Origin of the sequence: Candidatus Izemoplasma sp., from assembly GCA_036172455.1 — a bacterium.
Lineage (GTDB): Bacteria > Bacillota_I > Bacilli_A > Izemoplasmatales > Izemoplasmataceae > JAIPGF01.
This window is the reverse complement of record JAXKVY010000001.1, coordinates 1-23,277: the sequence shown is the minus strand read 5'-3', so window position 1 is coordinate 23,277 and position 23,277 is coordinate 1. Positions and strand designations below refer to the sequence as shown.

General features: G+C 33.7%; 18 protein-coding genes and 2 tRNA genes. 2 read left to right on the top strand and 18 right to left on the bottom strand.

The features are described from left to right. The 16 genes from UMR38_00100 to UMR38_00025 form a co-directional block, all read right to left on the bottom strand. Nucleotides 1-690: a DeoR/GlpR family DNA-binding transcription regulator gene (locus UMR38_00100; GenBank protein ID MEC9484257.1), complete on the bottom strand. Its 690-nt coding sequence runs from the start codon at nucleotides 688-690 to the stop codon at nucleotides 1-3. 133 nt (nucleotides 691-823) lie between these two features. After that, nucleotides 824-2,581, bottom strand: coding sequence for a M3 family oligoendopeptidase (locus UMR38_00095; GenBank protein MEC9484256.1), 1,758 nt, complete (start codon nucleotides 2,579-2,581; stop codon nucleotides 824-826). Nucleotides 2,582-2,693: 112 nt separating this feature from the next. Beyond that, entirely contained in the window at nucleotides 2,694-5,018 is a 2,325-nt protein-coding gene (lon, locus tag UMR38_00090; protein ID MEC9484255.1) for an endopeptidase La, read from the bottom strand. Nucleotides 5,019-5,197: 179 nt separating this feature from the next. Continuing rightward, on the bottom strand, nucleotides 5,198-5,458 hold the full coding sequence (locus tag UMR38_00085) for an HPr family phosphocarrier protein (protein MEC9484254.1): 261 nt from the start codon (nucleotides 5,456-5,458) through the stop codon (nucleotides 5,198-5,200). Then, nucleotides 5,455-7,176 (bottom strand): phosphoenolpyruvate--protein phosphotransferase, encoded by a 1,722-nt coding sequence (gene ptsP / locus UMR38_00080; GenBank protein MEC9484253.1) that lies wholly within the window; start codon nucleotides 7,174-7,176, stop codon nucleotides 5,455-5,457. Before ptsP ends, UMR38_00085 begins: the two co-directional genes overlap by 4 nt. Before the next feature lie 87 nt (nucleotides 7,177-7,263). Continuing rightward, a complete protein-coding gene (locus tag UMR38_00075) occupies nucleotides 7,264-8,076 on the bottom strand; it encodes a Cof-type HAD-IIB family hydrolase (GenBank protein MEC9484252.1) in 813 nt (270 codons plus the stop codon). A gap of 51 nt (nucleotides 8,077-8,127) precedes the next feature. Further along, nucleotides 8,128-9,417 carry a trigger factor gene (tig, locus tag UMR38_00070; protein MEC9484251.1) on the bottom strand — a complete coding sequence of 430 codons (1,290 nt, stop codon included), beginning with the start codon at nucleotides 9,415-9,417 and terminating at the stop codon, nucleotides 8,128-8,130. 73 nt (nucleotides 9,418-9,490) lie between these two features. Then, the gene (locus tag UMR38_00065) at nucleotides 9,491-11,281 is read right to left on the bottom strand and encodes a DUF2779 domain-containing protein (GenBank protein ID MEC9484250.1); all 1,791 of its coding nucleotides are present in this window, start codon (nucleotides 11,279-11,281) and stop codon (nucleotides 9,491-9,493) included. 12 nt (nucleotides 11,282-11,293) lie between these two features. Further along, nucleotides 11,294-11,770 carry an NUDIX hydrolase gene (locus UMR38_00060; protein MEC9484249.1) on the bottom strand — a complete coding sequence of 159 codons (477 nt, stop codon included), beginning with the start codon at nucleotides 11,768-11,770 and terminating at the stop codon, nucleotides 11,294-11,296. A 72-nt stretch (nucleotides 11,771-11,842) separates the two neighbouring features. Further along, on the bottom strand, nucleotides 11,843-12,352 hold the full coding sequence (locus UMR38_00055) for a YcxB family protein (protein MEC9484248.1): 510 nt from the start codon (nucleotides 12,350-12,352) through the stop codon (nucleotides 11,843-11,845). A gap of 107 nt (nucleotides 12,353-12,459) precedes the next feature. Further along, complete coding sequence (locus tag UMR38_00050; GenBank protein ID MEC9484247.1) at nucleotides 12,460-13,374, bottom strand: Rho termination factor N-terminal domain-containing protein; 915 nt, start codon at nucleotides 13,372-13,374, stop codon at nucleotides 12,460-12,462. 447 nt (nucleotides 13,375-13,821) lie between these two features. Further along, nucleotides 13,822-15,123, bottom strand: a complete 1,302-nt coding sequence (locus UMR38_00045; GenBank protein ID MEC9484246.1) for a hypothetical protein — start codon at nucleotides 15,121-15,123, stop codon at nucleotides 13,822-13,824. 473 nt (nucleotides 15,124-15,596) lie between these two features. Continuing rightward, the gene (locus tag UMR38_00040; protein ID MEC9484245.1) at nucleotides 15,597-16,661 is read right to left on the bottom strand and encodes a Fic/DOC family N-terminal domain-containing protein; all 1,065 of its coding nucleotides are present in this window, start codon (nucleotides 16,659-16,661) and stop codon (nucleotides 15,597-15,599) included. A 156-nt stretch (nucleotides 16,662-16,817) separates the two neighbouring features. Further along, nucleotides 16,818-16,894 (bottom strand) — tRNA-Arg (locus UMR38_00035). Nucleotides 16,895-16,957: 63 nt separating this feature from the next. Next, the gene (locus UMR38_00030; protein ID MEC9484244.1) at nucleotides 16,958-18,781 is read right to left on the bottom strand and encodes a sulfatase-like hydrolase/transferase; all 1,824 of its coding nucleotides are present in this window, start codon (nucleotides 18,779-18,781) and stop codon (nucleotides 16,958-16,960) included. A 129-nt stretch (nucleotides 18,782-18,910) separates the two neighbouring features. Beyond that, nucleotides 18,911-18,987 (bottom strand) — tRNA-Arg (locus UMR38_00025). Between the two features lie 262 nt (nucleotides 18,988-19,249). Between UMR38_00025 and UMR38_00020 the strand changes: the two genes are divergently transcribed. After that, nucleotides 19,250-20,779 (top strand): diguanylate cyclase, encoded by a 1,530-nt coding sequence (locus tag UMR38_00020; protein MEC9484243.1) that lies wholly within the window; start codon nucleotides 19,250-19,252, stop codon nucleotides 20,777-20,779. A gap of 145 nt (nucleotides 20,780-20,924) precedes the next feature. Then, the gene (locus UMR38_00015) at nucleotides 20,925-21,677 is read left to right on the top strand and encodes a hypothetical protein (protein MEC9484242.1); all 753 of its coding nucleotides are present in this window, start codon (nucleotides 20,925-20,927) and stop codon (nucleotides 21,675-21,677) included. Between the two features lie 34 nt (nucleotides 21,678-21,711). Here UMR38_00015 and UMR38_00010 read toward each other — a convergent pair whose 3' ends face one another. Further along, entirely contained in the window at nucleotides 21,712-22,917 is a 1,206-nt protein-coding gene (locus UMR38_00010) for an MFS transporter (protein ID MEC9484241.1), read from the bottom strand. 234 nt (nucleotides 22,918-23,151) lie between these two features. Next, nucleotides 23,152-23,277 (bottom strand): IS3 family transposase (locus tag UMR38_00005; protein MEC9484240.1); only part of this gene is annotated, 126 nt, incomplete at its 5' end.

The following is a 23,277-nucleotide window of genomic DNA, read 5'->3' as shown; positions in this document are numbered from 1 at the left end:
CTAACCTTCATTAATAAGATGTCCTTCATCACGTGATGCAAATGCGTAATTTGTTTGTTTATTATATTTCGAAGTATCTGCTAGAACATATGTCACATTACTATGCTTTATCACTTCGTGTTTGAGACTACCTTCTCGAATTTCTGGTGTCGTATAGCTCTCATCATTATAACCATTAACACCCATAAAACACTTATCAAAATGGTATTTTTGAATTGATTGTATTGCTTGTTCACCAACTATAGCTGTTGTAATATATTTAACTTCGCCACCAACCATATAAACACTGAAATTTAATCGTGACGCTTCAATGGCAATATTTAATCCGTTCGTAACAATCGTGATATTGTGCGCTTGAATAAACCGCAACATATAATAGGTAGTTGATCCAGCATCAATATAGATAAAATCATTATTTTTAATTTTTTGGGCTGCTTTTTCACCAATAACTGACTTCTCAGCTACCTGTTCGCCAAGACGTCGGTTTAATAAAGTATCAGGATCGTTTTGTTGATTTAAAACAATACTTCCGTAAAGTTCAACCAAAAATCCTTCTTTAGCCAACTCTTTTATATCTCGTCTAATCGTTGATTCACTCGCTTCAATAATATCTGTCAATTCACTAATTTGAACATCTTTATGTTGTTGAAGATAATTTTTAATAGCTTTCATTCGTTTACTTTTTTGCATATAATCACTCCTGAAACGCTTTCATATCTAATTTAATTTTATCACTTTTCCAAAGTTTGTCAAACTTTTTCGTTACTTTTCCATTTTTTTTCATATTTTTGTGTAAAAAGCAAAAAAAAATAAGGCCAAGGCCTTATTTTGTTAATTCTAAAAATAAATCTATTTCATCTTTAATGACATCTAAACTGGTTTTCCAGAAATCTTTATCTGTCACATCAAGACCAACTAAACGTGCGACATCTTCGACAGATTTTTGTCCTGTTTTTTGTAATAACATGTTAATTTTATCAACAAAGGCATCGCCTTGTTCTTTATATGCGGCATAAATGCCTTTTGCAAATAATAATCCGAATGCATAAGGGAAGTTATAGAATGATAATCCGCCAATATAATAATGTGGTTTATTTAACCAAGCATATGGATGCATAAAGTCCTCATCCAAAGCATCGCCATAGGCAGCTTTTTGAGCGTCTAGCATCATTGTTTTTAACATGTCGCTATTTAATGGGGTTTCTTGCCGTGTTTCAAAGACTTTTGATTCGAATAAAAACCGTGAATAAATATCGACAATAACTTGGGTTGATCCCATAATTGATTGTTCTAAAATGAAGATTTTTTCCTCTTTTTCCGCATCTTCTAACGCGGCATTCTTAACAATCGTTTCACAGAATGTTGATGCTGTTTCTGCGACAGGCATTGTATAACTTGAGTTGATTGGGCGTTCTTTAAAGATTTGATCTCCATGGTAAGCATGTCCAAGTTCATGGGCTAACGTTATGACATTACTAAAGCTACCGGTGAAGTTTGTCAGAATACGTGATTGTTTGATCGGATGTAAGTTTGAACAAAATGCGCCACCGCGTTTTCCATCGCGTGGGGTGAAATCAATCCATTCCTCATTCCAAGCACGTCTAGCCAATCCTTCTAAGTCATCACTAAATGTTTTAAAATTTTTAAAGATATAAGTCATTGCTTCTTCTTCGGTAAAGGTGCGTGAACTTTTACCTAGAGGTGCGAATAAATCATAATATGGTATCTTGTCATCATGACCGAGTAACGCCCCTTTGCGTTTTAAATAAGTCTGGAATACCGGTAAATATTCTTTCATTGCGGCAATCAACGCATCTAATGTTTCTTGTTTCATCCGTGATTGCTCAACAGCTTGGGCTAATGGACTGTTATATCCTCTTAATTTTGATAATGTATTAACTTCCCCTTTTACACCATTCATCGCATAAGCAACAGAACGTTCAATTTTAGGATAAGCTTTTTGTTCAGCTAGGTAAGCATTCTTTCTTACGGTTTGATCTTTGTCACTGGATAAGTTTCTCACTTCACTTAACGTGATCTCTTTTCCATCATAAGGGACTTTTAAAGTCGATGTTAACTCCCCTTGTAACTGTGACCATGCTGATGATCCTGTATTGCGCATCTTTGCAATAATGGCTTCTTCCTTATCGCTTAATACATGTTTTGCTTGGGTTAAGATACGTTCTAAATAATACTTTGCATCTTTTAGCTCATCGGTCGTCTCAATAATAGTATCTAAGTCTTTTACCGTTGGTAACCATTTAGTGAAGCGTGTTGATGCGTATGTCGTGTTACTTGAGTGTTCTTGTAAAGTATTCATGTACTTACGTGCTTCTGTGTTACTCGCATCGACACTGATTGAGAGTGAACAAAACGCAAATGCCTTACGGAAGTATGTTTGTAAACTCTCTTGTTGTTTGATATAAGTTAAGAGTTTCTCCTTTGCCTCATCTGGCGAATCAAAGGCCGCTTTAGCAAATTCATTCATTGCCTTTATCTCGACTTCAATGGTTGCTAAATCTTGTTGGAATGCTTCTGAATCAAATGATTCATACAAGTCATTCAAATTCCATGTTTTCATATATCTTCCTCCTCTTTCTATATTATTTTACCACAATTTAGTCCTTTTCTAAATACACAATCCCACTTAGAATGTCATAAAAAAACACCCAAATGACTTGGGTGTTTAGATATTATTTTAATGCACGCGTAATGATTTCATCAATCATTTCGACAGGGACAATTTCTAAGTCTTTTCTGACATCATCTGGAATGTCTTCTAAGTCTTTTTTATTGTCTAATGGAATCATAATTGTTTTTAATCCGCTGCGATGTGCCGCAATTGATTTTTCTTTTAAACCACCAATTGGTAAAACACGACCTCGTAATGTGATTTCACCGGTCATGCCAATGAAGTGATCAACTTTTTTATTTGTCAAGACACTGACAATCGCTGTAGTAATGGTTACCCCCGCACTTGGTCCATCTTTTGGTACGGCTCCTTCAGGTACATGAATATGAATATCATTATCTTTAAAAAGTTCCATATCAATGCCAAGTCTTTCTGCGTTAGATTTTACATAACTTAGCGCAGCTTGGGCACTTTCTTTCATTACATCACCCAGTTTACCGGTTAACACTAAGTTGCCTTTACCTTTGTAGTAAGTTACCTCAACTGGTAATGTGTCACCACCAAATTGGGTATAAGCAAGCCCAGTCACAACACCGACTTGATCATCTTTCTCTGCTTTTGAGTTTTTAAACTTAGGTTTTCCTAAGAACTCTTGTAAATCATCTTTTTCAATGACAACTTTGTCTTTTTTATCGCCTAAGATAATCTTAATAGCTTTACGGACAAGTGATCCAAATATTCGATCAAGTTGTCTCACGCCAGCTTCTCTTGTATAACTTTGAATCATTTCTAAGATCGCATCATCAGTGATTTCAAATTTGTCTTTATCTAAGCCATGATTACTCAGTTGTTTCTCGACTAAGTGAATTTTGGCTATATTGACTTTTTCTAATTCAGTATAACTAGAGAGTTCAATAATTTCCATACGATCACGTAATGGCGCAGGAATATTACCTAAGTAGTTCGCCGTTGCAATAAAGAGAACATGACTTAAGTCGTATTCGTCTTCTAAGTAATGATCACTAAAATTCGCATTTTGTTCAGGATCTAATACCTCTAATAATGCCGCACTCGGGTCCCCTTTATAGTCTGATCCTAATTTGTCAACCTCATCTAATAAGAAGACAGGGTTTACGACTTTAGCTTTTTTCATTCCTTGTAAGATACGCCCAGGTAATGCCCCTAAGTACGTTCTACGGTGTCCACGAATTTCTGATTCATCTTTAACCCCACCTAGGGATTGTTTAACAAACTTACGCCCTAAGGCTTTGGCAATACTTTGGGCTAGAGATGTTTTCCCAACACCTGGTGGCCCAACTAAACATAGGATCGTTTGTGGATTTTTTCCTGTTAAAATTTTTACAGCCAAATACTCAATGATCCGTTCTTTGACTTTTTCAAGACCAAAGTGGGTTTTATCGAGGGCATCTTCTGCCTTATGGATATCCGTTTCATCAACACTTTCTTCATGCCATGGTAAATCAAGTAAGAAATCTAAATATGTTCTTATAACACCAGATTCTCCACTAGATGTTGGTATGCTTTGATAGCGTTGTAATTCATAAAGCGCCTTTTCTTCAATATGTTCAGGCATTTTTTTGGCTAAAATTTGCTCTTTTAGTTCTTCGATGTCGCTTTCTTTTTTCACCTTGTCTCCAAGTTCTTCTTGGATGGCCTTCATCTTTTCACGAAGATAATACTCTTTTTGGTTTTCATCAATGTTTTTCTTGACAGTCATATTGATTTGATTCTCAATATCTGTCATGTATTTTTCTTTTTCGACATCTTCTAATAAATACGTTAAGCGTTTATTTAACGAATCTGTCTTCAAATATTTGAACTTTTGACTTTCACTTACCTTTAAGTTACTTGCGACCAAATCACATAATTTATCGCTTGATACGCCTTTTTGAATAGCTTCAATAGCTTGTTTAGGATTATTTAATACCTGTTTACTATTGTCAAGGATTTGTTTGGTTAACATTCTAACAAGCGCTAACTCATGATCAATATCATCTTGTTTTGTTGGCATTGTTTTGAATGTACACATGAAGAATGGATTGACTTGTGTAATCTCATCAACTTTCGCACGAATAATTGGGTCGAATTTAACTTTATAATTTTTATTAGGTAATTTGATTTTAATTCCAATTTTAGCAACGACACCATATTCTAAAACATTGTCTTTTGTTGGTGTGTCGTGAGTGGGATCTTCTTGCACAAGTAAAAGAACATACCCATCGTGATTGTTTTCGGCTTCTGTTAATGCATTTTTACTAACTGCACGGCCGACTTCAATACGCATATCAGTATGTGGAAACGGTGCGACTCCCCGTATCGCAATACTTGGCAATTGGCCTTCGGTGTAAACATTTCTTTCGTACATAATCTCACCTCTTTTTTGTGTACTACTTACATTATAATTATACGTTTAATGTCTCTTTTTTTCAACGAATAAACATTTTAACGCATCTTTGATTTCTTATGTATTATAGTATATCTTTGCTTATTTATAAAGTAATACGATATAAAAAGATGCAAAGAAAAAACCAGTATGTCTACTGGTTAAATCAACGCTTGTTCTACCAATACTTTTTCAAGGGCATTAAATACCTCTTCAGCATCTTCACCCTCAACTTCAATCGCAATAACCGAGTTTTTAGGAACCCCTAAACTCATGACTGCCATAATGGATTTTAACGTTAATTTCTTTTCTTTAAACGCAATAAGGATGTCATTCTCAAACTTTGCTGCTTCTTTAACTAACAAACTCGCTGGGCGAGCATGTAGTCCGGCTTCATCCACTATTTTGTATTCTCTTCTCATTGTGTGTTCTCCTTTATTATTTTTTCAAAATATGTTTTTACTTCCTGATTCGTTGCAAAATCGAGTACTTTTGTGGCTTCTTGTTGCATCTTTTCATAATTCAGTTGGCTAAATAAATGACGAGTTCTTAATACACTCGATGCACTCATTGAAAACTCATCTAATCCTAGACCTAATAAAATCGGTGCCGCCACAGCGTCTCCCGCCATTTCACCACACATACCTGTCCAAATACCAGCGTCATGTGAAGCATCAATCACCATTTTAATTAAACGTAATAGTGATGGATTATACGGTTGATACAAGTAACTTACTTTTTCATTCATTCTGCCAGCAGCAAATGAATACTGAATTAAGTCATTCGTTCCGATGCTAAAGAAATCAACTTCTTTAGCAAATTTATCAGCCAAAATCGCAACTGATGGAATTTCAACCATAATACCAACTTTTGGTTCTCCAACTTCATTGTTATCAGCTAAGGATTCAGTTTTTGCTTCTTCTAAAACAGCTTTTGCTTGTCGCAACTCATCAAGGGTTGCAACCATCGGGAACATAATATGTAAGTTTCCGTATTTACTTGCTCTTAAAAGGGCCCGTAATTGCGTTTTAAATAATGCTTTTTCAGCTAAACACAAGCGCAATGCACGGTGACCTAAAAACGGATTTAGCTCATCATCTAATTTTAAATAATCCAGTTGTTTATCGCCACCAATATCTAATGTGCGAATTACAACTTTTTTATCTCCCATAGCTTCTAAGACTTTTTTATAAGCGACAAATTGTTCTTCTTCAGTAGGTAATTCATCACTATTCATATATAAAAACTCAGTACGATAAAGGCCTATCCCTTCTGCCCCACTATTTAACACACTCGTTATATCATCAGGAGAGCCTATATTAGCTGCGATTTCAACATGATGTTTATCTTCTGTGATACTTTTTTTATCAGTATATTGTTCCCAAATTTTAACCTTTTCAGCATACTCTTTGGCTTTGGCTTGATACGTTTTTATATCACTTTCAGATGGGCTGATAATCACTTTGCCATCAAGGCCATCTAAGATAACCATGTCTCCATCCTGTACTTGTTCAGTGATATTTTTCGTCCCTACAATCGCAGGGATTTCTAAACTTCTTGCCATGATAGCACTATGCGACGTGCGACCACCAATATTTGTGATAAACCCTTTTACATATTGTTTATTTAATTGAGCTGTATCACTTGGTGTTAAATCATTGGCAACAACTATGACTTCTTCATCGATTGTTGATGGATCATTTAATGTGATATCCATTAAATGCGCAATAACACGACGACTGACATCAACGACATCTGCCGCTCTTTCTTTCATGTAATCATTATCCATCGCTTTAAACATTTCTGCAAAAGCATTTGCTACTTCTTGATACGCATATTCTGCATTTACCAAGTCATTATCAATTTTTGATTCAACTTGATTCGCCATTTCAGGATCATTAACAATTTGAATATGGGCATCAAAAATCATCGCATGTTCATCATCAAGTTCCTTTTTGGTTTTGTCGCGAATCGCTTCTAGTTCACTTTCCGCAAGACTCAAGGCATCTTTTAATCGTTGCTTTTCTGCATCAGGATCTGTAATGGATTGCTTTTCTGCGGTCACATCTATATCTTCTAAGACAAAAACCTTTTCGATGGCAATCCCATCACTCGCGCCTATACCCGTTAGTTTCTTCATAATCTCGCCCTTTCATATTGTTTATACCGTTATCTTAATTATAAAAACAAAACGGTGATTTGTAAAGGAAGAAGATATCGTTGTCAATTACTTTTTTAAAATATGCTGAATAATCCAACGTGCAACACCGTCTTCATCATTTGAATCGGTTATCTCGTCCGCCGCTTTCTTGGCCTTTTTAGAAGCATTTTCCATTGCCACACCAATGCCGGCAGCCGCTAATATTGACACATCATTATCTTGGTCACCAAACACGACAATGTCGTCAAGCGACACATTAAAATAATCAGCTAATCGCTTTAGTCCATCACCTTTACTAACGCCTAAGGGATTAATATCAATAAACCCCACATTGCTTGCGACTACTGAAATACCATCATATGTTTGCATTTTTTCAGTAATCTCATCATAGCGTTTGTGATCATATTCGATTAATAATATTTTATGAAATATATATTTTTCAATTGCTTCAACTGACGTAATATCTTTAAATACGGCACGTTGTTTTTTAGGTAATTTTTGATTGCGTTTTTGATAAAATGAAAGCCGCGAGTTTGGATGTGATAAAATCATGTCGCGGTGATATGGCATATATGTAATCTGTTCTTGTTCACAATAGGTAATAATTTCTTTAACCGTTTTTTGATCGAGTCCTTTTTCAAATAATCTTTCTTCTTGAAACGGATGACCCACAACACTGCCATTATACATGATGACAGGAATGTCGATATTTAAATTATCAACGACTTCTTTAACTAATTGTTCAGGACGCCCCGTCGCTATGGTAAAAATAATCCCCTTGTCTCTTAATTGATTGATAGCTTCAATTGTTTGGTTACTAATACTTAGGTCGGACTTTAACAATGTACCATCTAAATCAGCCACTACCATCTTAATCATCTTAACACCTCGTTAAGGAAAAGGCACTACCAGAGGTAATGCCTTGTACCGTTATTCTTGAATATCTAAGTTTTCGACTAAGAAATCAATTGTTTTTCTGTAAACAACTTCGTGTTTTACAGCGTCATCATTTACGGCCGCTTTAATTTGCTCAACACCCATATTATATTGATTTGCTAGTTCTTCGTATTTTGTTTCAACTTCTTCATCAGATGCTTTGATACCTTCAGCATTACCAATCGCTTCAACAACTAAGTTGTATGATACAGATTTTTCTGCATCTTTCATCATGTTTTTGTCGAAGTCTTCTTTGCTAATACCACTAAATTGTAAGTATTGCTCTAATTCTAAGTTGTATTGTTTTGCTTGTTGTTTCACGTTGTCAACTAAACGATTCTTTTCATTTTCAACCATTTCTTTTGGTAAATCGAATGTCGCATTATTTGTTGCTTCTGCAACCGCAAAATCAATTCGTGCATTTTTATTTTTCTCTTCTAATTGATCTTCAAGTTTCTGACGTGTATCAGCTTTTAAGGCCTCTACTGAGTCAATTCCTTCACGATCAAGTTCTTTGACGAAATCTTCTGTTAACTCAGGTGTTTCTGTTTCTTTAATTTCATGTAATTTAACTTTAAAGACAGCATCTTTACCTTTTAAGTTTTCTGCTTGATAGTTTTCTGGGAATGTGACATTAACATCACGTTCTTCACCAGGTTTCATACCTTTCATTCCTTCTTCAAAACCAGGAATGAATTGTCCACTACCAATTTTTAACTCGTAGTTTTCAGCTTTTCCACCTTCAAATGCTTCACCATCAACAAAGCCTTCGAAATCAAAGATTGCTGTGTCGCCTTCTTCAACTTCGCCATCTTCTTTTAAGACAAGTTCTGCATTTTGTTGTAATAACTTGTTGATTTCTTCATCAACTTGTTCATCAGTTACTTCTGTATCTTGTTTTTCAAAAGTTAATCCTTTATAGTCACCTAATGTTACCTCAGGTTTTACAGCAACCTCAGCAACGTAGGTAAATCCTTTACCTTTTTCAACAGTTGTAACGTCTAAATCAATTTTCGGTTGAGCAACCACTTCAATGTCATTACTTGTGACAGCATCAACATATGTTTCTTGTAGGACATGGTTGATTGCTTTATCATATAGTGATTCGACACCATATTTCTTTTCATACACACTTTGTGGTACATTGCCTTTACGAAATCCTTTAACTTCCACATCATCCTTGATTTCCGCATATGCGTGTTCAAGTCCGTGGTCTAATTGTTCTGCGCTAACTTCGATTTCAATGCGAACTTTACTTCCGCTTAATTCATCGATTTTGGCCATTTTGTTATTCCTCCTAATATTTCAAAAACACTGACTTATTATAACATACATCTCATATTTGTAAACCGAATTACTAAATCTTTCTGAGATTGTCTAAGATTTCAACCATCGCCCAGGTATCCTGTTTACAATACTCGATTAACGCGTTAATTGTTCGGTCTTTTTCTGTCTTTGTCATTGTATCATAACTCGCATATGCATATACCGCTTCCATCCCATTACCAACAATCATGTCGGCATACGTTAACTCGCTAAAAATCGGTAATACTTTTTTAATACTATAGCTACCTTTAAGGTCTTCATGATAATAGTTCACAGTCTTCGCCCGTTCATCATCATATCCAAGCGATTGATAGAGTTTACTATTCGTTTTGATAATATGCATCAAATCAAACAATCGTTCATTGATGCCTAATAATTGCTCTTTATACTCGGGGAACCATTCAGCTAATTCTTTAATCCGCGTCTTTTCAAATGCTTGGTTATAGACCATCACACTACCCCCATCATCTTTAATATGGGCACATAACTGTTTGACAAGCTCTTCACGATTATCGTTATGATCTTTTGCTAAAAACTCATAGTGATCAGCTTCTTTATCACAAACACCTGGTTCTTTTTCGATGTGAAGACTAAACTGAAATAAACTCTGGGTATATGGTGTTTCCCCTTTAAAACGTGGGAGTGGGCATGGAAAACTTTCAAAGTCCAAATGATATATCGGATAGTTAATCGTTTCAATGCCATCTCTTATTTTTTGATAATCAATATGTGGTTCGTGTGTTGTCGCAACATTTTGTTGGATAATATTATTCTTTCGATGTAGCCAATCTGATGGTACATCGGTCATTGAGCGCATGCCATCATTCACCATATCAAAGTATTCGTGTTTTTCTCCACTGGGGTCTTTAAATCCGTGATGTTTATCGATGTACATCAATAAACTATTTGTTTTAGGAAATTGATCATAACACAGGTCTTTATAAATACATTCGCGCATTTTCTTTAATTGGCAGTGTTTTCCAAGTGGTACGCGGTTTATATCGTCTTCTATAATCCGATCGATTACAGTATCGATTGCAGCTTCAATTTCATCTTGCATTTCTTCAATTAACGGCGTCACATCAATTAACCGAATGCTATCATTTGTATAGTGGGCTGAGCCATCGATATAGGTCCCATCAAAAACATACTCATGATTTAAAACACCCAAATAATATGTTGCCTCCTGAATACTGTCACCAATTACAAATCGCTGAAACGCAAGGTCATAAGTGTATACCCCTTCATCACGAAAACGTTCTTTTAATCGGTTACGCTTTGTCATATATTTTTTGCTTGATAAATAACTTTTGTCCCTAGTTTCACTGAGTTTTAAAATATTATTATCACCCACATAAAAAAGGTGGTGTTCGACTTTGTTTTCTTTATAGGACATATTTAAATACTTATTAGAGGTTGTTGCCTTAACCTCAATAATATTAACGTGATCGTCAACCTGATTATAAATATCGGTATAGCACATCAAGTTAAAGTTTTTGTGCTCCCGTAAAAATAGTTTCTGTGTTCCATAGGTGGTTCCATATCGTGTTTCACCACCAAAGTCTGCCATAACCTTTCGCGCTGCGAGGACCTCGACTTGATCGAAATAGGGCATCATCACATCGAGATGAGCAGTATCGATATCATTAACATCAAGGACATCTTCTAATTCCATTCCATCCAAAGAGTCTACTAAATCATACAGCCTATCCATCGATGCGTCATCCATATCCTTGCGTTTATATGCTTTATTTAATGCCGCATACCGATTACATCGAATATATTCCATAAACTTACTCTTTGTAATTGTCATTTCACTCATAGGTTTCCCCCTTTATAAACTATGAATCAATCCTAAAAACTCACGATTATGGATCTGTGGACCAAATTTATGTTTGGTCATATTATGTTCAAAATTATCCAAAAGCCATTCTTTCGTAACCCATTTTGTAGTTAACTCAAGATCACGTTCTTCCTGTGTCAATTTGGGTTTGCTTTCTTCATTTATATAGTCACATAAAAAATAGATATTTGTCCAGACGCTATTTTCAAAATACTCTTTAATTCTGATTGTCTCTTTTTGCGGTGCACAAAGTATCCCAGTTTCTTCCATCACTTCACGGATGACACACGCTTCTAAAGACTCTTCACCTTCAATGCCACCACCAGGAAACGTTGTTATATCATATTTTTCTAATACGACAACCAAATATTTACCCTCTTTTTCTATGATACCTCGACATGCCACACGATGTGGTAAGTCCTTTGTATCTTCCTTTGTTACGTTGCTTTCAAATATTTCTATTTGCATTTTTTTCACCACCACTTCACTGTCCATTTTAACACAGCTTAACCCTGTTTAAAATAAAAATAGCACAATGTGCTATTTTTTCAATAATTTAATATGTTTTGGCTTCATATTCACTTTTCCATGTCCGATGATGAAGGCTAATTGTTCTGAGGTAACTTGTGATTTAACAAATACAAGTCCACTGTTTTTATTCACATATAGATATAGATAATCTTCAGTTTCATAAAGACTATGAAATTCTTCCCAAGGCTTTTCAATCTCACCTTCAGGTACAATATACGTTAGTTTTTCTTCATCCAGTCGATACGTCATATCAAAAGCATCAGGATTACGATCATATGTTTTCCCTGCGTTCTTACGAACATAAAACACCATCGCAGTTAATAAGGCAACGATTCCTAACCCTATATACATAAAGGTAAAATCTTGTTCCCCTAAAACGAATGGGCTAATTACTAAATACCCAATACTGATTGTAAATAGCAATATATTTGATAATTTTAAAAAGCTTTTCTTGATGTGATTAGTAACAAACGCGATGTAATCATCTCGTGATACTTTTTGACTAAATTCATATTCCATAATAGATTCTCCTTTCATTCAATTTATTTTAACATATTTTTTTAATATTGAAACACATTAACACAAATTAACGAAAAAAGGAATGTCATTAGGACATCCCTTAACGATTATTTGTCGTTTTTTACGATTAAGTCAACAAGTTCTGATTTCTTTAATTGAGAATAGCCAGATAAATTTCTATCTCTTGCCATCTCTTTAAGTTCAACAACTGTTTTATCAAACAAAGCAGACTTATCTGGGCCTTTGTTCACTTTAATGGTTTCTTCAGCCACCGTTTTTTTATCTGGTGAGTCAACCTTTTTATCAGTTGTATCTTTCACTTTCTTACCAGCAGGTAATTCAGTTTCTGGTTTTGTTGTTTTATGGGTTTGACTCGGTGTTGCAGGTTTTTTATCCTTATTTTCTTTTTGTGGTGATGACTTATAGGTTTCTTTTAATTCTTGGCTTATTGTACTCTCTTTTTTCTCTTTGACTTTTTCAGTTTTTTGTTTGGTCTTTTTTTGTGCTTGTTGTTTTTTTAAGACCTTACGAATGCCATCTTGTAAATAAATGATTCCAATAATGGCTAAAATACCTGTTAATGTTAAGATTAAGACGGTTTGGGTATCTATTGATGTAAAGAGGAAAAATGCTCCTACAGTAATAAAGACGATATGCAACATATATTCGCCAAATTCAATGTCACGGTCTGTGACAAAATTAATAATAAGATATACTAACCCTCTTAAGTAAATAAACGCTCCAATCAATAGATTAAGGTATGTTCCATAATAAATCATCGCAGCTACAATACCAAAATCTAATAATATCTCAATCAATAGTATGATAATGGCATTCTTATTTGATATCTCACGAAATGAAAAGATAAATTGTTTTAAGGCGATGAACAAAATGACTGTTGCGATAAAGATTGGTAAAAACTCTTCAATCCATCCCGAAAAATAACCGACTGCCGCCAGCAATATAAAGATTGATCCTACAACAATGTTGACAATACGATTCTTAAATACTAATTTTTTCATAACTCAATTCCTTTCTACACTTACTATTATTATATAATAATAAGAATTATAAATAAAGACATTAGCAAATCTTTATTTAAAATTATCTAATATATTTATAGAATATACTTATCTGTAATTGTTATAGTTTTACCAAAGAACATATAAAATTCACTTAATCTAAAACCACTAAGTATTAGGATTTAAACTAATTAAACAATAAAAATCAATCCTTATACTATATTGTATACAAAAAAGATGTTAATAATCACGTTTTTTGTGTTTATTAACATCTTATCATTTCACTAAGGTGGCATTCATATTGACAATAAAGAACCCTATTGGTGTTAGTATAGTTTCTTATGTAATAGATTTTATTTACGTCAAAATCCTTACACGACTACACATACTATTTTTTTTGCTATATCATAATGTTTTATTAAATGTCTAAGATATCTTGGTGTTGATTTACTCATACAATGTATGTCTATAAAAAGTTTTGTCTTCATATCGGACAATAAATTCATACGACATATTATTTTCACTAAAGAGATGGAATAAGTACTGGTAGTGTTCTAATGTCTTATACATATTTGAGTAATACTCATTATTTAAGTCATGTTTAGCAACAAATTCTTCATTAACAATGAGTTCAATTACAGATAAATCTTGTTCATATATGATGTCGTCATATTTCATGCCATAATATTCACGGGGCATTTCTTTTAAAAATGATGTTAATTCTTTATGGAATATATCTATAAAAGCATCTAGATTATTTTTATTTAATACAACAGATGAAGACCCATCATTATGTATTGTATATGACTCAATGGCAGCATGATTTCTAAACATTAAAGCACTGTCTAATGTATCATCATCTGTATCTTCAGTGATTAAAATAGCAGGAGTAAATCCGCCCACAGCAAATCCACCACGAGAACCTGATGCAGAAAATTTAATGTTAAAACCTTCTTCAACGACTATCTTCAGCTGATTATTATCATTAATTTCCGCGCTTTTAATAGCCATTGTGGAAACCATAGAATCTAGATCAACACTCGTATCATCATCCTCATCGTCAGTCCATAAGATAGCAGGAGTAAATCCACCCATAGCAAATCCACCTCTACTACCTGACGCAGTTAACATGGTTCTATAAGTTAAAGATGTATCAAGCAATAATGTCGTTAGACCATCAGGATTCGTATAAACTTGATGTACTTTATCAAGGTTCGCAATCGCTTCTTCATACATATCATCATCTGTATAATCCGTAAACGCAATAGCTGGGCTAAATCCACCAACAGCAAATCCGCCACGCGATCCAGAAGCTCTGAGTTCAAAATCGTCACTCGAATCAATGGTAATTACAATTTTACCATCTTCTTCTCTAGCGTTTTTAATTTGTGGAAAATCTAATAACGCTTCTATTGAAAGCGGATCATTATCATCGTCAGAATCGCCACCAATTAGTATTGCTGGAGAAAACCCACCAACGGCAAATCCACCACGCGATCCAGAAGCTCTGAGTTCGAAATCTTCACTGATAGTAATAACTACATCGCCTTCTAATTCATAGACAGATTCAATACCATCTAATGAACTGAATTGCTCTTGAGTTAAATCGTCATTTAGACCTAAGAAATATGTAGCAAATGGTGGTAACTCAAATAAAATATTATCAGAGTCATTATTATCGTCTGGTAAATCACATGATGCTAATGTAAGAATAAATAGAAACACTAACATAACAATTATTTTTTTCATAATAATCTCCTCTCAAGATTAGTATAACCTATAATAATTTTATTTTCAAACTTTTTAGTCTGCAGTTTCAATAAAGAAATACCAACTATGGCTTACTTATTGTGTTTAGTACACCATGTGTCCTCTTCTTTCGTTCCACCTATTCCCTCATCAAGTACCAATTAATCTGTTTAACAGAGTTGGCGTGTGGTGGAAATTAAAAAGAGTTTCCTTATCCGATGATATGCATATGTCTGAAGGAGAAAAGAAAAATATCAAACAAAAGAATAAAATCAGTAATGAGTTCGTAGTTTAGCCCATTTTTTCTTTCTAAATTGCTTAACACAGTCACGACCGACGACTTTTCTCTAATATAATCTCAAAACATAAAAAAGGTTAGCCTTTAAAGACTAACCTATGCTTTTTAATGGCATTCCGGGAGGGATTCAAACCCCCAACAGACGGCTTAGAAGGTTTCTTAGCTATCGTTCTTCCTAGAAATTAGCTTTTTTAATCATTTCATATAAACGTTCATTTACATAAACTCGTTCTCTCCCAATCTTTTCTGATCGCAAAAATCCTTTATCTTCTAACTGAGAAAGATAACTTGATGCTGTTTTACGAGTGACACCCACACCTTTTTCCACAAATGATATCTTCGTATAAAACTCATAAAAAATAACATCAATTAACTCTTTTGAGTAAATTTTTGGTAAAGCTTGTTTAATTTCTTCAATCATTTCCTCTATAAGTTGATTAATACGCTTCATAATGTTTAACGTTTTAGTTGCTGTTTCGGCTATACCTTCTAACATATATAATACCCAACCATCCCACGAATCTGTATCTCGAACTTCCTGAAGATGACGATAATAATCAGCTTTATTATTATTGATGTAAGAACTTAGGTACAATATAGGTGTATCCAGCAACCCTTTCAAGGTAAGATAAATGACATTGATGATTCGCCCAGTTCTTCCATTTCCATCGTAAAATGGATGAATAGACTCAAATTGATAATGAATCACTGCTAATTTTATCAAATCATCAATTTGATCTTCATCATTATTAATATACTCCTCCAAATTTGTCATTAGTCGGATAATTTCGTCATAACCAACCGGTGGTGTATATACTGTTTCTTTTGTTCGCTCATTTCGTAATACAGTACCCGGTACCTTTCTAATTCCTGCTTCACTTTGCTCCACGATAGATTGGATTTTCACAATCATGTTGATTGATAAAAATCCATACTCATTAATTAACTCATACCCATTCCATAAAGCAGTCCGATAATTAACCACTTCTTTTGCAGCAATGCTTGCATTTGATGTACTAAGTGCCTTATACAACTCATCATGTGTCGTTATAATATTCTCAATTTCTGAACTATCTTTTGCTTCATTAATTGTTACTGCATTGATTAATATATTCTTATTTGGTAATACATCTGAGTATCCTTTCAATTCTGCTAAAGCCTTATGAGCAGCAATTGTTTTATATAATATCTCTGTCTTATTGAAATTTGCTTTTGGGGGTAGTTGTTTTAATGTAAACATACAGGATCATCCTTTCCATATTTCAATTATATAGGTAATGATTACTCACGTCAACATAAAATAGGTAATTTATTTCATTTTTTACCCACTTTATAAAAATAGAGTAAATCATACCTATAAAAAAATCAAGCGAAAAATCGCTTGATTACATTTTTTTGGCATTCCGGGAGGGATTCGAACCCCCGACCGACGGCTTAGAAGGCCGTTGCTCTATCCAGCTGAGCTACCGAAACATTACAGCGTTATTTATTATAATATAACGCCTTGTTTTTGTAAAGCAAAAGCGAGAAAAATATTTAATTTAAGGTTTTAAAGTAATCAATATTCAATAACCCTTGTTGAATTTCAAATAATTTTATTTTCTCAGCCAATACTGTTTCTAAATGATCTTTTTGTGATATATCACCAATATAGGTACCATCTAAATATAACACATTCTTACCATCAGTGATACTTAAATCATTAAATAATACATAATTGTTATTTACAGATAACAAATCATGTCCCATAAAGTAATTAAAGTTCAATGAACTATCAAGTAAATTGAGCAAAGTAGGAGGAATATCAATTGTACTACCAGTCACATCAAAGGTTTCACCTTGCATGCCAGTCGCATATATCAGAAGTGTTTGATGATGAATTTCTTTACTATCTTCTTCTAAGTCTAAAAACGATTGATAGGTCTCTTCTTCCATCATGTATGGATAATGGTCAGGAAACACCGCAAACAATGTATTATCTAATTCACCCTTACTTTCTAAGAGATTCATGATGTCACCAATCATTTTGTCTGTCTCAATTAATTTTAACATATAGTTCTCAACTTGTGAATCGAATGTTGTGTTTGGATACGCCTGATTAAGTTGATCTAAATGAATATTAAACGCCTCTTGATTATATGCGCCATGCCCTGAATAAGTTAACAGGTTGATATGAAAGGGATTATCATATGACACATATTCATCAAAGAAATAGGTCATTTGTGAATCGAAGTGTTCATTAAAATCATTGTAACCATCACGGTATAAATCTTCTTGAAATTTAACTGTTTCAAATCCATAATGAGGAATGATTGTACTTCTATTATAAAACCATTCATGGCCACTATGGAAATAATATGTATCATATCCTATCGTTTGTAGCTGGTTAGGTAAACTATATGGAAAAGCATTTGTACTATACGTGTCACAAATATTATTAGACCAGTCATTGGTATTTATCGCACTTAATCCAACAAGACTCATATACTCACTATTACATGTTGCCCCCTGTTGGAAAACAGGCGTATAATAATTGTCAAACCGCATACCTTCACTATACATCTTATAAAGATTTGGCGTCAGAGTAGGATCTATAAAACGTGTATCGAGTGACTCGCCTAAAATCGTAATAAGATTATACCCATTGTATTGGTCACTATACTCATTCAGGTGATGGTCTCTACTGTCAAAATAGTCCTCTGCTTCATCCATAACATCAATCGCATCAACATCTGGATTCAACTTAGTAATATCTAATAAGTGATAATGGTAATACCCATATTTCTCACTATATAAGACCCTATCATGCATACTCGCAAACAAATAGGCATCACTTTGATAATACTCTAATCTATTCTCATATTCTCCTGTTGTCCATGATAAATACAATCCAATCTGAATAACAAAAATAATCGAAATAATGGCCAAGTGATTTAATCGATAATGATCTGGTTGTTGCATTTTCTTGATTATGTACACAATGAGCCCAATAAAAACTGGAATCACGTAAACAGTCACTAAGGGGATTTGAATATTGTATTCCAAAGTCGTTCCTTCTTTTAGCCACTTTAATCCATCTAAACTTTTAACTGCACTAATCGTATCAAAATAATCATAGTAAATGCTGTCACTAATAACAAATACTGTGGCGATTAAAATCACTGTAATGTAAAAAATCTTTTGTCCCGTTAAAGACCGGATAAAAAAGCCAATTGCCCCAATCCAAAATGTCACTAAGACCAGATCAAATATAACCCCCAAATGGAAGATGCTCATCCCCGTTGTTATCATCAAAATACCCCGTAAAAAAAAGAGATATCCAATGATTATTAATAACATTTTATAGTTTGATTTTTTCATGTTATATCACTCCGTTTGACAAGTCATTATATCATATCTTCAGTCAAAATGTCTATAAAAAAAGGGCAACTTGCATTGCACTTTTTAATGGTCAAGAGTTCAAGATTTGCACCTTGAAAACTCTTCATTTGGCGCTCCCGACATGATTCGAACATGCGACTTCAACCTTCGGAGGGTTGCGCTCTATCCAACTGAGCTACGGGAGCACTATTTGCCATAATAGTGTATCATATTTTCAGAAACTTGCCAAGCGGTAAAACAAAATTACCACAAACTAGCGACTATTACTCTATTTTAGAAAAGATAAAATTCAATTAGTAGGTTCTTACTTTATACCCAATTGTTACTAACTTATATTATGTTGTAATACTTAAAGTATTTAAGTTAATATCAACATTTAACGTGCGTTTGAAAACGATTTATGATATGATATATTCGACTTGAAACAACTATTTAGGAGGTACGAAAATGACTCTTTATATATGGATTATCTTTATCATCTTATCAATTATGGCACTTGTTCCACTCACCCATTATGATTTATTTAATGTTGATCCTCGTTACAAATATTTTAAGTACTTATCACTTCTACTTTTTTTGTGGAGTGCTATTTTAGCTGTACGTAACTTTTTGGTTAATGGTACCTTGTTATATTATTTAACCGTATCAATATATCCTTTAGTTTATTTAATATGTATTATCTTTTTATATTCGATAGTGACATATATGAAAAAGAAGATTCCGATGGTTATCCATGTCTTATTGTGGACTTTCTTAAGTATTGATCTAGTCATAGCCTATACTAATCAATATCATCAATTAATGCTTAAAAGTTTGCCAAGTAGTGACTTTAGATATATAGATTACAGACAGGCAACTAATGGAGCCTTTTTCCATATCCACACTGCTGCGTCATATACATTGATATTAATCACTGGGTATTTTATTGTTAAGAGTTTATACAAAAACTTGCGTTCTAATAAAGATTATGTACCGTTTCTGTTTATTGTGACTGGCATTATTCTTGGCATTTCATTGAATATCATACATATTTTTGTCTATACCTTTACACTTGATCCAACATATATCGTTTTTATCTTCTTCATCTCTTTACTTTATTATGTCTTTTACATGCGTGACTTAAAATTAATTTTAGGGGTTGATCGTAATCACTTTATTCTAGATAATTTACGTGAGAAATACGTTATTGTCAATGATAAGAATATTGTGGTAGATGCCTCAAAAGCCTTTAAACGTTTATTTGATATTAAAGTTGATGAAGAGTTAAGGTTTGATAGTTTACTAAAGACAATTCAAGACTATGCGATTATATATGAAGATGCCAATGAACTGGATGATCTTAATTTTAACGATGATAAGCTATACTTTAATATGCATTCAAAAGATATTCATTTACCATTTTATAAGTATTCAGGAAAATTTTACCTCTTTTACGATGATACCGCTAATCAAAAATATATTCATGGCATTCAATATATTAAAACACATGACTTAATGACACGATTATTCAACCGCAATTACTTAGAAGAGATAAGAGATGACTTAGATAACAGTAATCAACATTACCATATTATTCTCTTTGATCTTGATGGATTAAAACTGTTTAACGATTACTTAGGACACGAAGCAGGCGATAAACTATTACAACGTTTTGCAAATCAACTCCTTGACTTATCCAATAAAGATGACATCATTCCGATTCGATTAGGTGGCGATGAGTTCTTACTTATCATAATTAATCGTGACATAAAAACGGTTAAGCATTTAATCACGTTACTTGACCAACAAAATCAAGATAAGCCGATATTAGATATTATTCAATATTCATATGGTCTCGGAACAAATAAAAACTCAGATAAAACAATGGATCAAGTGCTATCGGAAGCAGATGAAAACATGTACTCGAGAAAGTCAGATAAAGGTAATTATAAAGACAAACTCATAAAGGCCTTAAAAGACAAAGCAAATACCCAATAATATTGAAGATCTCATTTTGTTGAGATCTTTTTTTATACATAGTTCAGTAGAATAAAGACTGCTAATGAAAAAATAGTATATCTAATGAAAACGCTTTTAGGATGTGCTATAATTTAATTAAGAAAAATATAAATAGGAGGAGATTATGAAACCACGAGCACTTTATACAGAACGTATTAAGTATAACTCAAATGGATTTGAACTGGTTCGCTTTTATGAAGATGGCAACGTCACACATCAGAAATTTGTTCATGATGATCATGGCTATTCATCATTTCATACAACTGAATCAAATACATATGAAGTTGATGGAAACATCATATTACAAGAAGTTCATTTTGATGATGAAAACAAACGTCTTAACACAGAACTTTCTGATCACATTAAAGTGTTAGATACTTTTTCTAAAGAAGAATATGAGAAAGCACATAAAAAATTAATGGCGCTTCATAAGGAGACACATGAAGATTTAAGTGTTGATTACAGACTTGTATTTGAATTAGATTTACAAAACCTAGATAAAGGCATTCCAGTACCGCGGGAAGTTAAAACGTACCCAATTACGTATTTTAGAGCAACCACTAATATCAAAGAAATTGAACGCAAAAAAGATCCTGAGAACTTAGCGATTCGTTTTATCCCAACAATGAATGAAAGTTTATACTTCCATTATATCCCTAATAATGATCATATAACGATGACAGGGGATAATCTTTTTGCCTTAGACACAAGACAACTAGATAATAAACTCTCGGAACAAGAATTTGTTGATTATGTTGATAAGATGGTTGAAGACGTCAAAGACAACACAGACTACTATCAAAGTTTAATTAAATCACAACGCAATCGTCGCGCGAGTTTAGAAACCGATGAAATGGGCGATTTATACCCTAGATAAAACGCAAAAAGGTGCCAATGGCACCTTTTTTTATCTAAACACGTTTTTTAACCGGCTTTGATATGGTAAAAGAAAGTACTAAGGCAACGGCAGTAAAAATCATCATGCCGACTATGGCTACATTATAATTACCAGTGATATCATATGATATTCCAAACGGCAATGGGCCTAAGGCACTACCTATAACCATAAAAACAGTAGCCGCACCACGTATACTTCCAAGATGTTTTCGTCCAAAATAATTTGGCCATAAAACATTGGTTGAAAGTGACTGAATGGCAATCCCTAAACCATAAAACAAGATGAAAATAACCGCAAATGTTGCATTTACTACGCCAAATATTAAGAAAAGCATACTCAATATTGTCATCGTTAATGTTGTAGATAAAATATATTTAACAGGATAATGATCGACAACTATGTGAGATACAAATGGCATAATAAATGCAGGAAGTGCTAGTAATCCCAAAATCACCGCAGCCGCTTCACTATTAATATCCCGTAATGCCATTACCGAAAAGAAATGAAAGGCAAGACCGGTACTAAACATTGCTGGAATCATACTAATCATCCCTACAATCCAGAACTCTTCAACACGTAATGCTTGTTTTAAAGAAAAACTCTTTTGATTCATTTTTTGGAGCGCTTTTTCTACCGCTTCTTCATCTAATGAAACATCATTCTCGATAGTCATCCCAATATCTTCTGGTCGATTAGATGCGAACAAAAACACAAGAGGTACAAACCCTACCGTTAGAATTAATGACCACACTCGCCAAGCATTACGCCAGCCAATTTGAGAAATCAACCATAAATTGATTGAAGGCACCGCTAGCATCGCTAGTAATCCCCCCATAGTAGCTAAACTAATCGCAAACGCCCGTCTTTTTTCAAACCACTGAGGAATTACTGTACTTGGAATAAGTGTCATCGATCCTTGTCCAAAGTATCGTAAAAAAATAAACCCTACAAATATCATATATATTCCTGAAACATAACTATTAAAAAAGGTCGTTATGCCAAGCATAATTGGTACAACTATTAACATTCGTCTAATACCAAATCGATCAATAGCCCGTCCCATAAACACCAACATTGAACCACTAATCACCGTCGCAACACTATAGGCTGTTGAAATAACTGTAGAAGAAAAAGCAAATTCACTTTTATATACATCAATAAAAACACTAATGGAATAGGTTTGTCCTGGGGCACTTAAAAAGAAGGTCAGAGCACTCAATAGTACAATCACCCAACCATAATAAAAACGCTGATTTATTTTTAACACTAACTGCCTCACATTACCACTCCAAATCTTTGTTATAGTACCACACTTTACAAATATATCAAAGGATATTATCAAAAGTTTCTAGAACGTTTTATAACACAAATTTGATCTTTTAACTATAGAGAGTTTATGAATAAAAAATAATATACTAATGTTCTGGAATGGCAACCCTTTTTTAAACAATTTTTATATGGAGTACTGTAATCGATATTGAATAGGGCTTAGATACTCCAATGATCCATGGATTCTTAAGTTATTAAACCAATGGACATAATCATTTAACTTATATTCGAGTTCATATAGTGTTGTAAA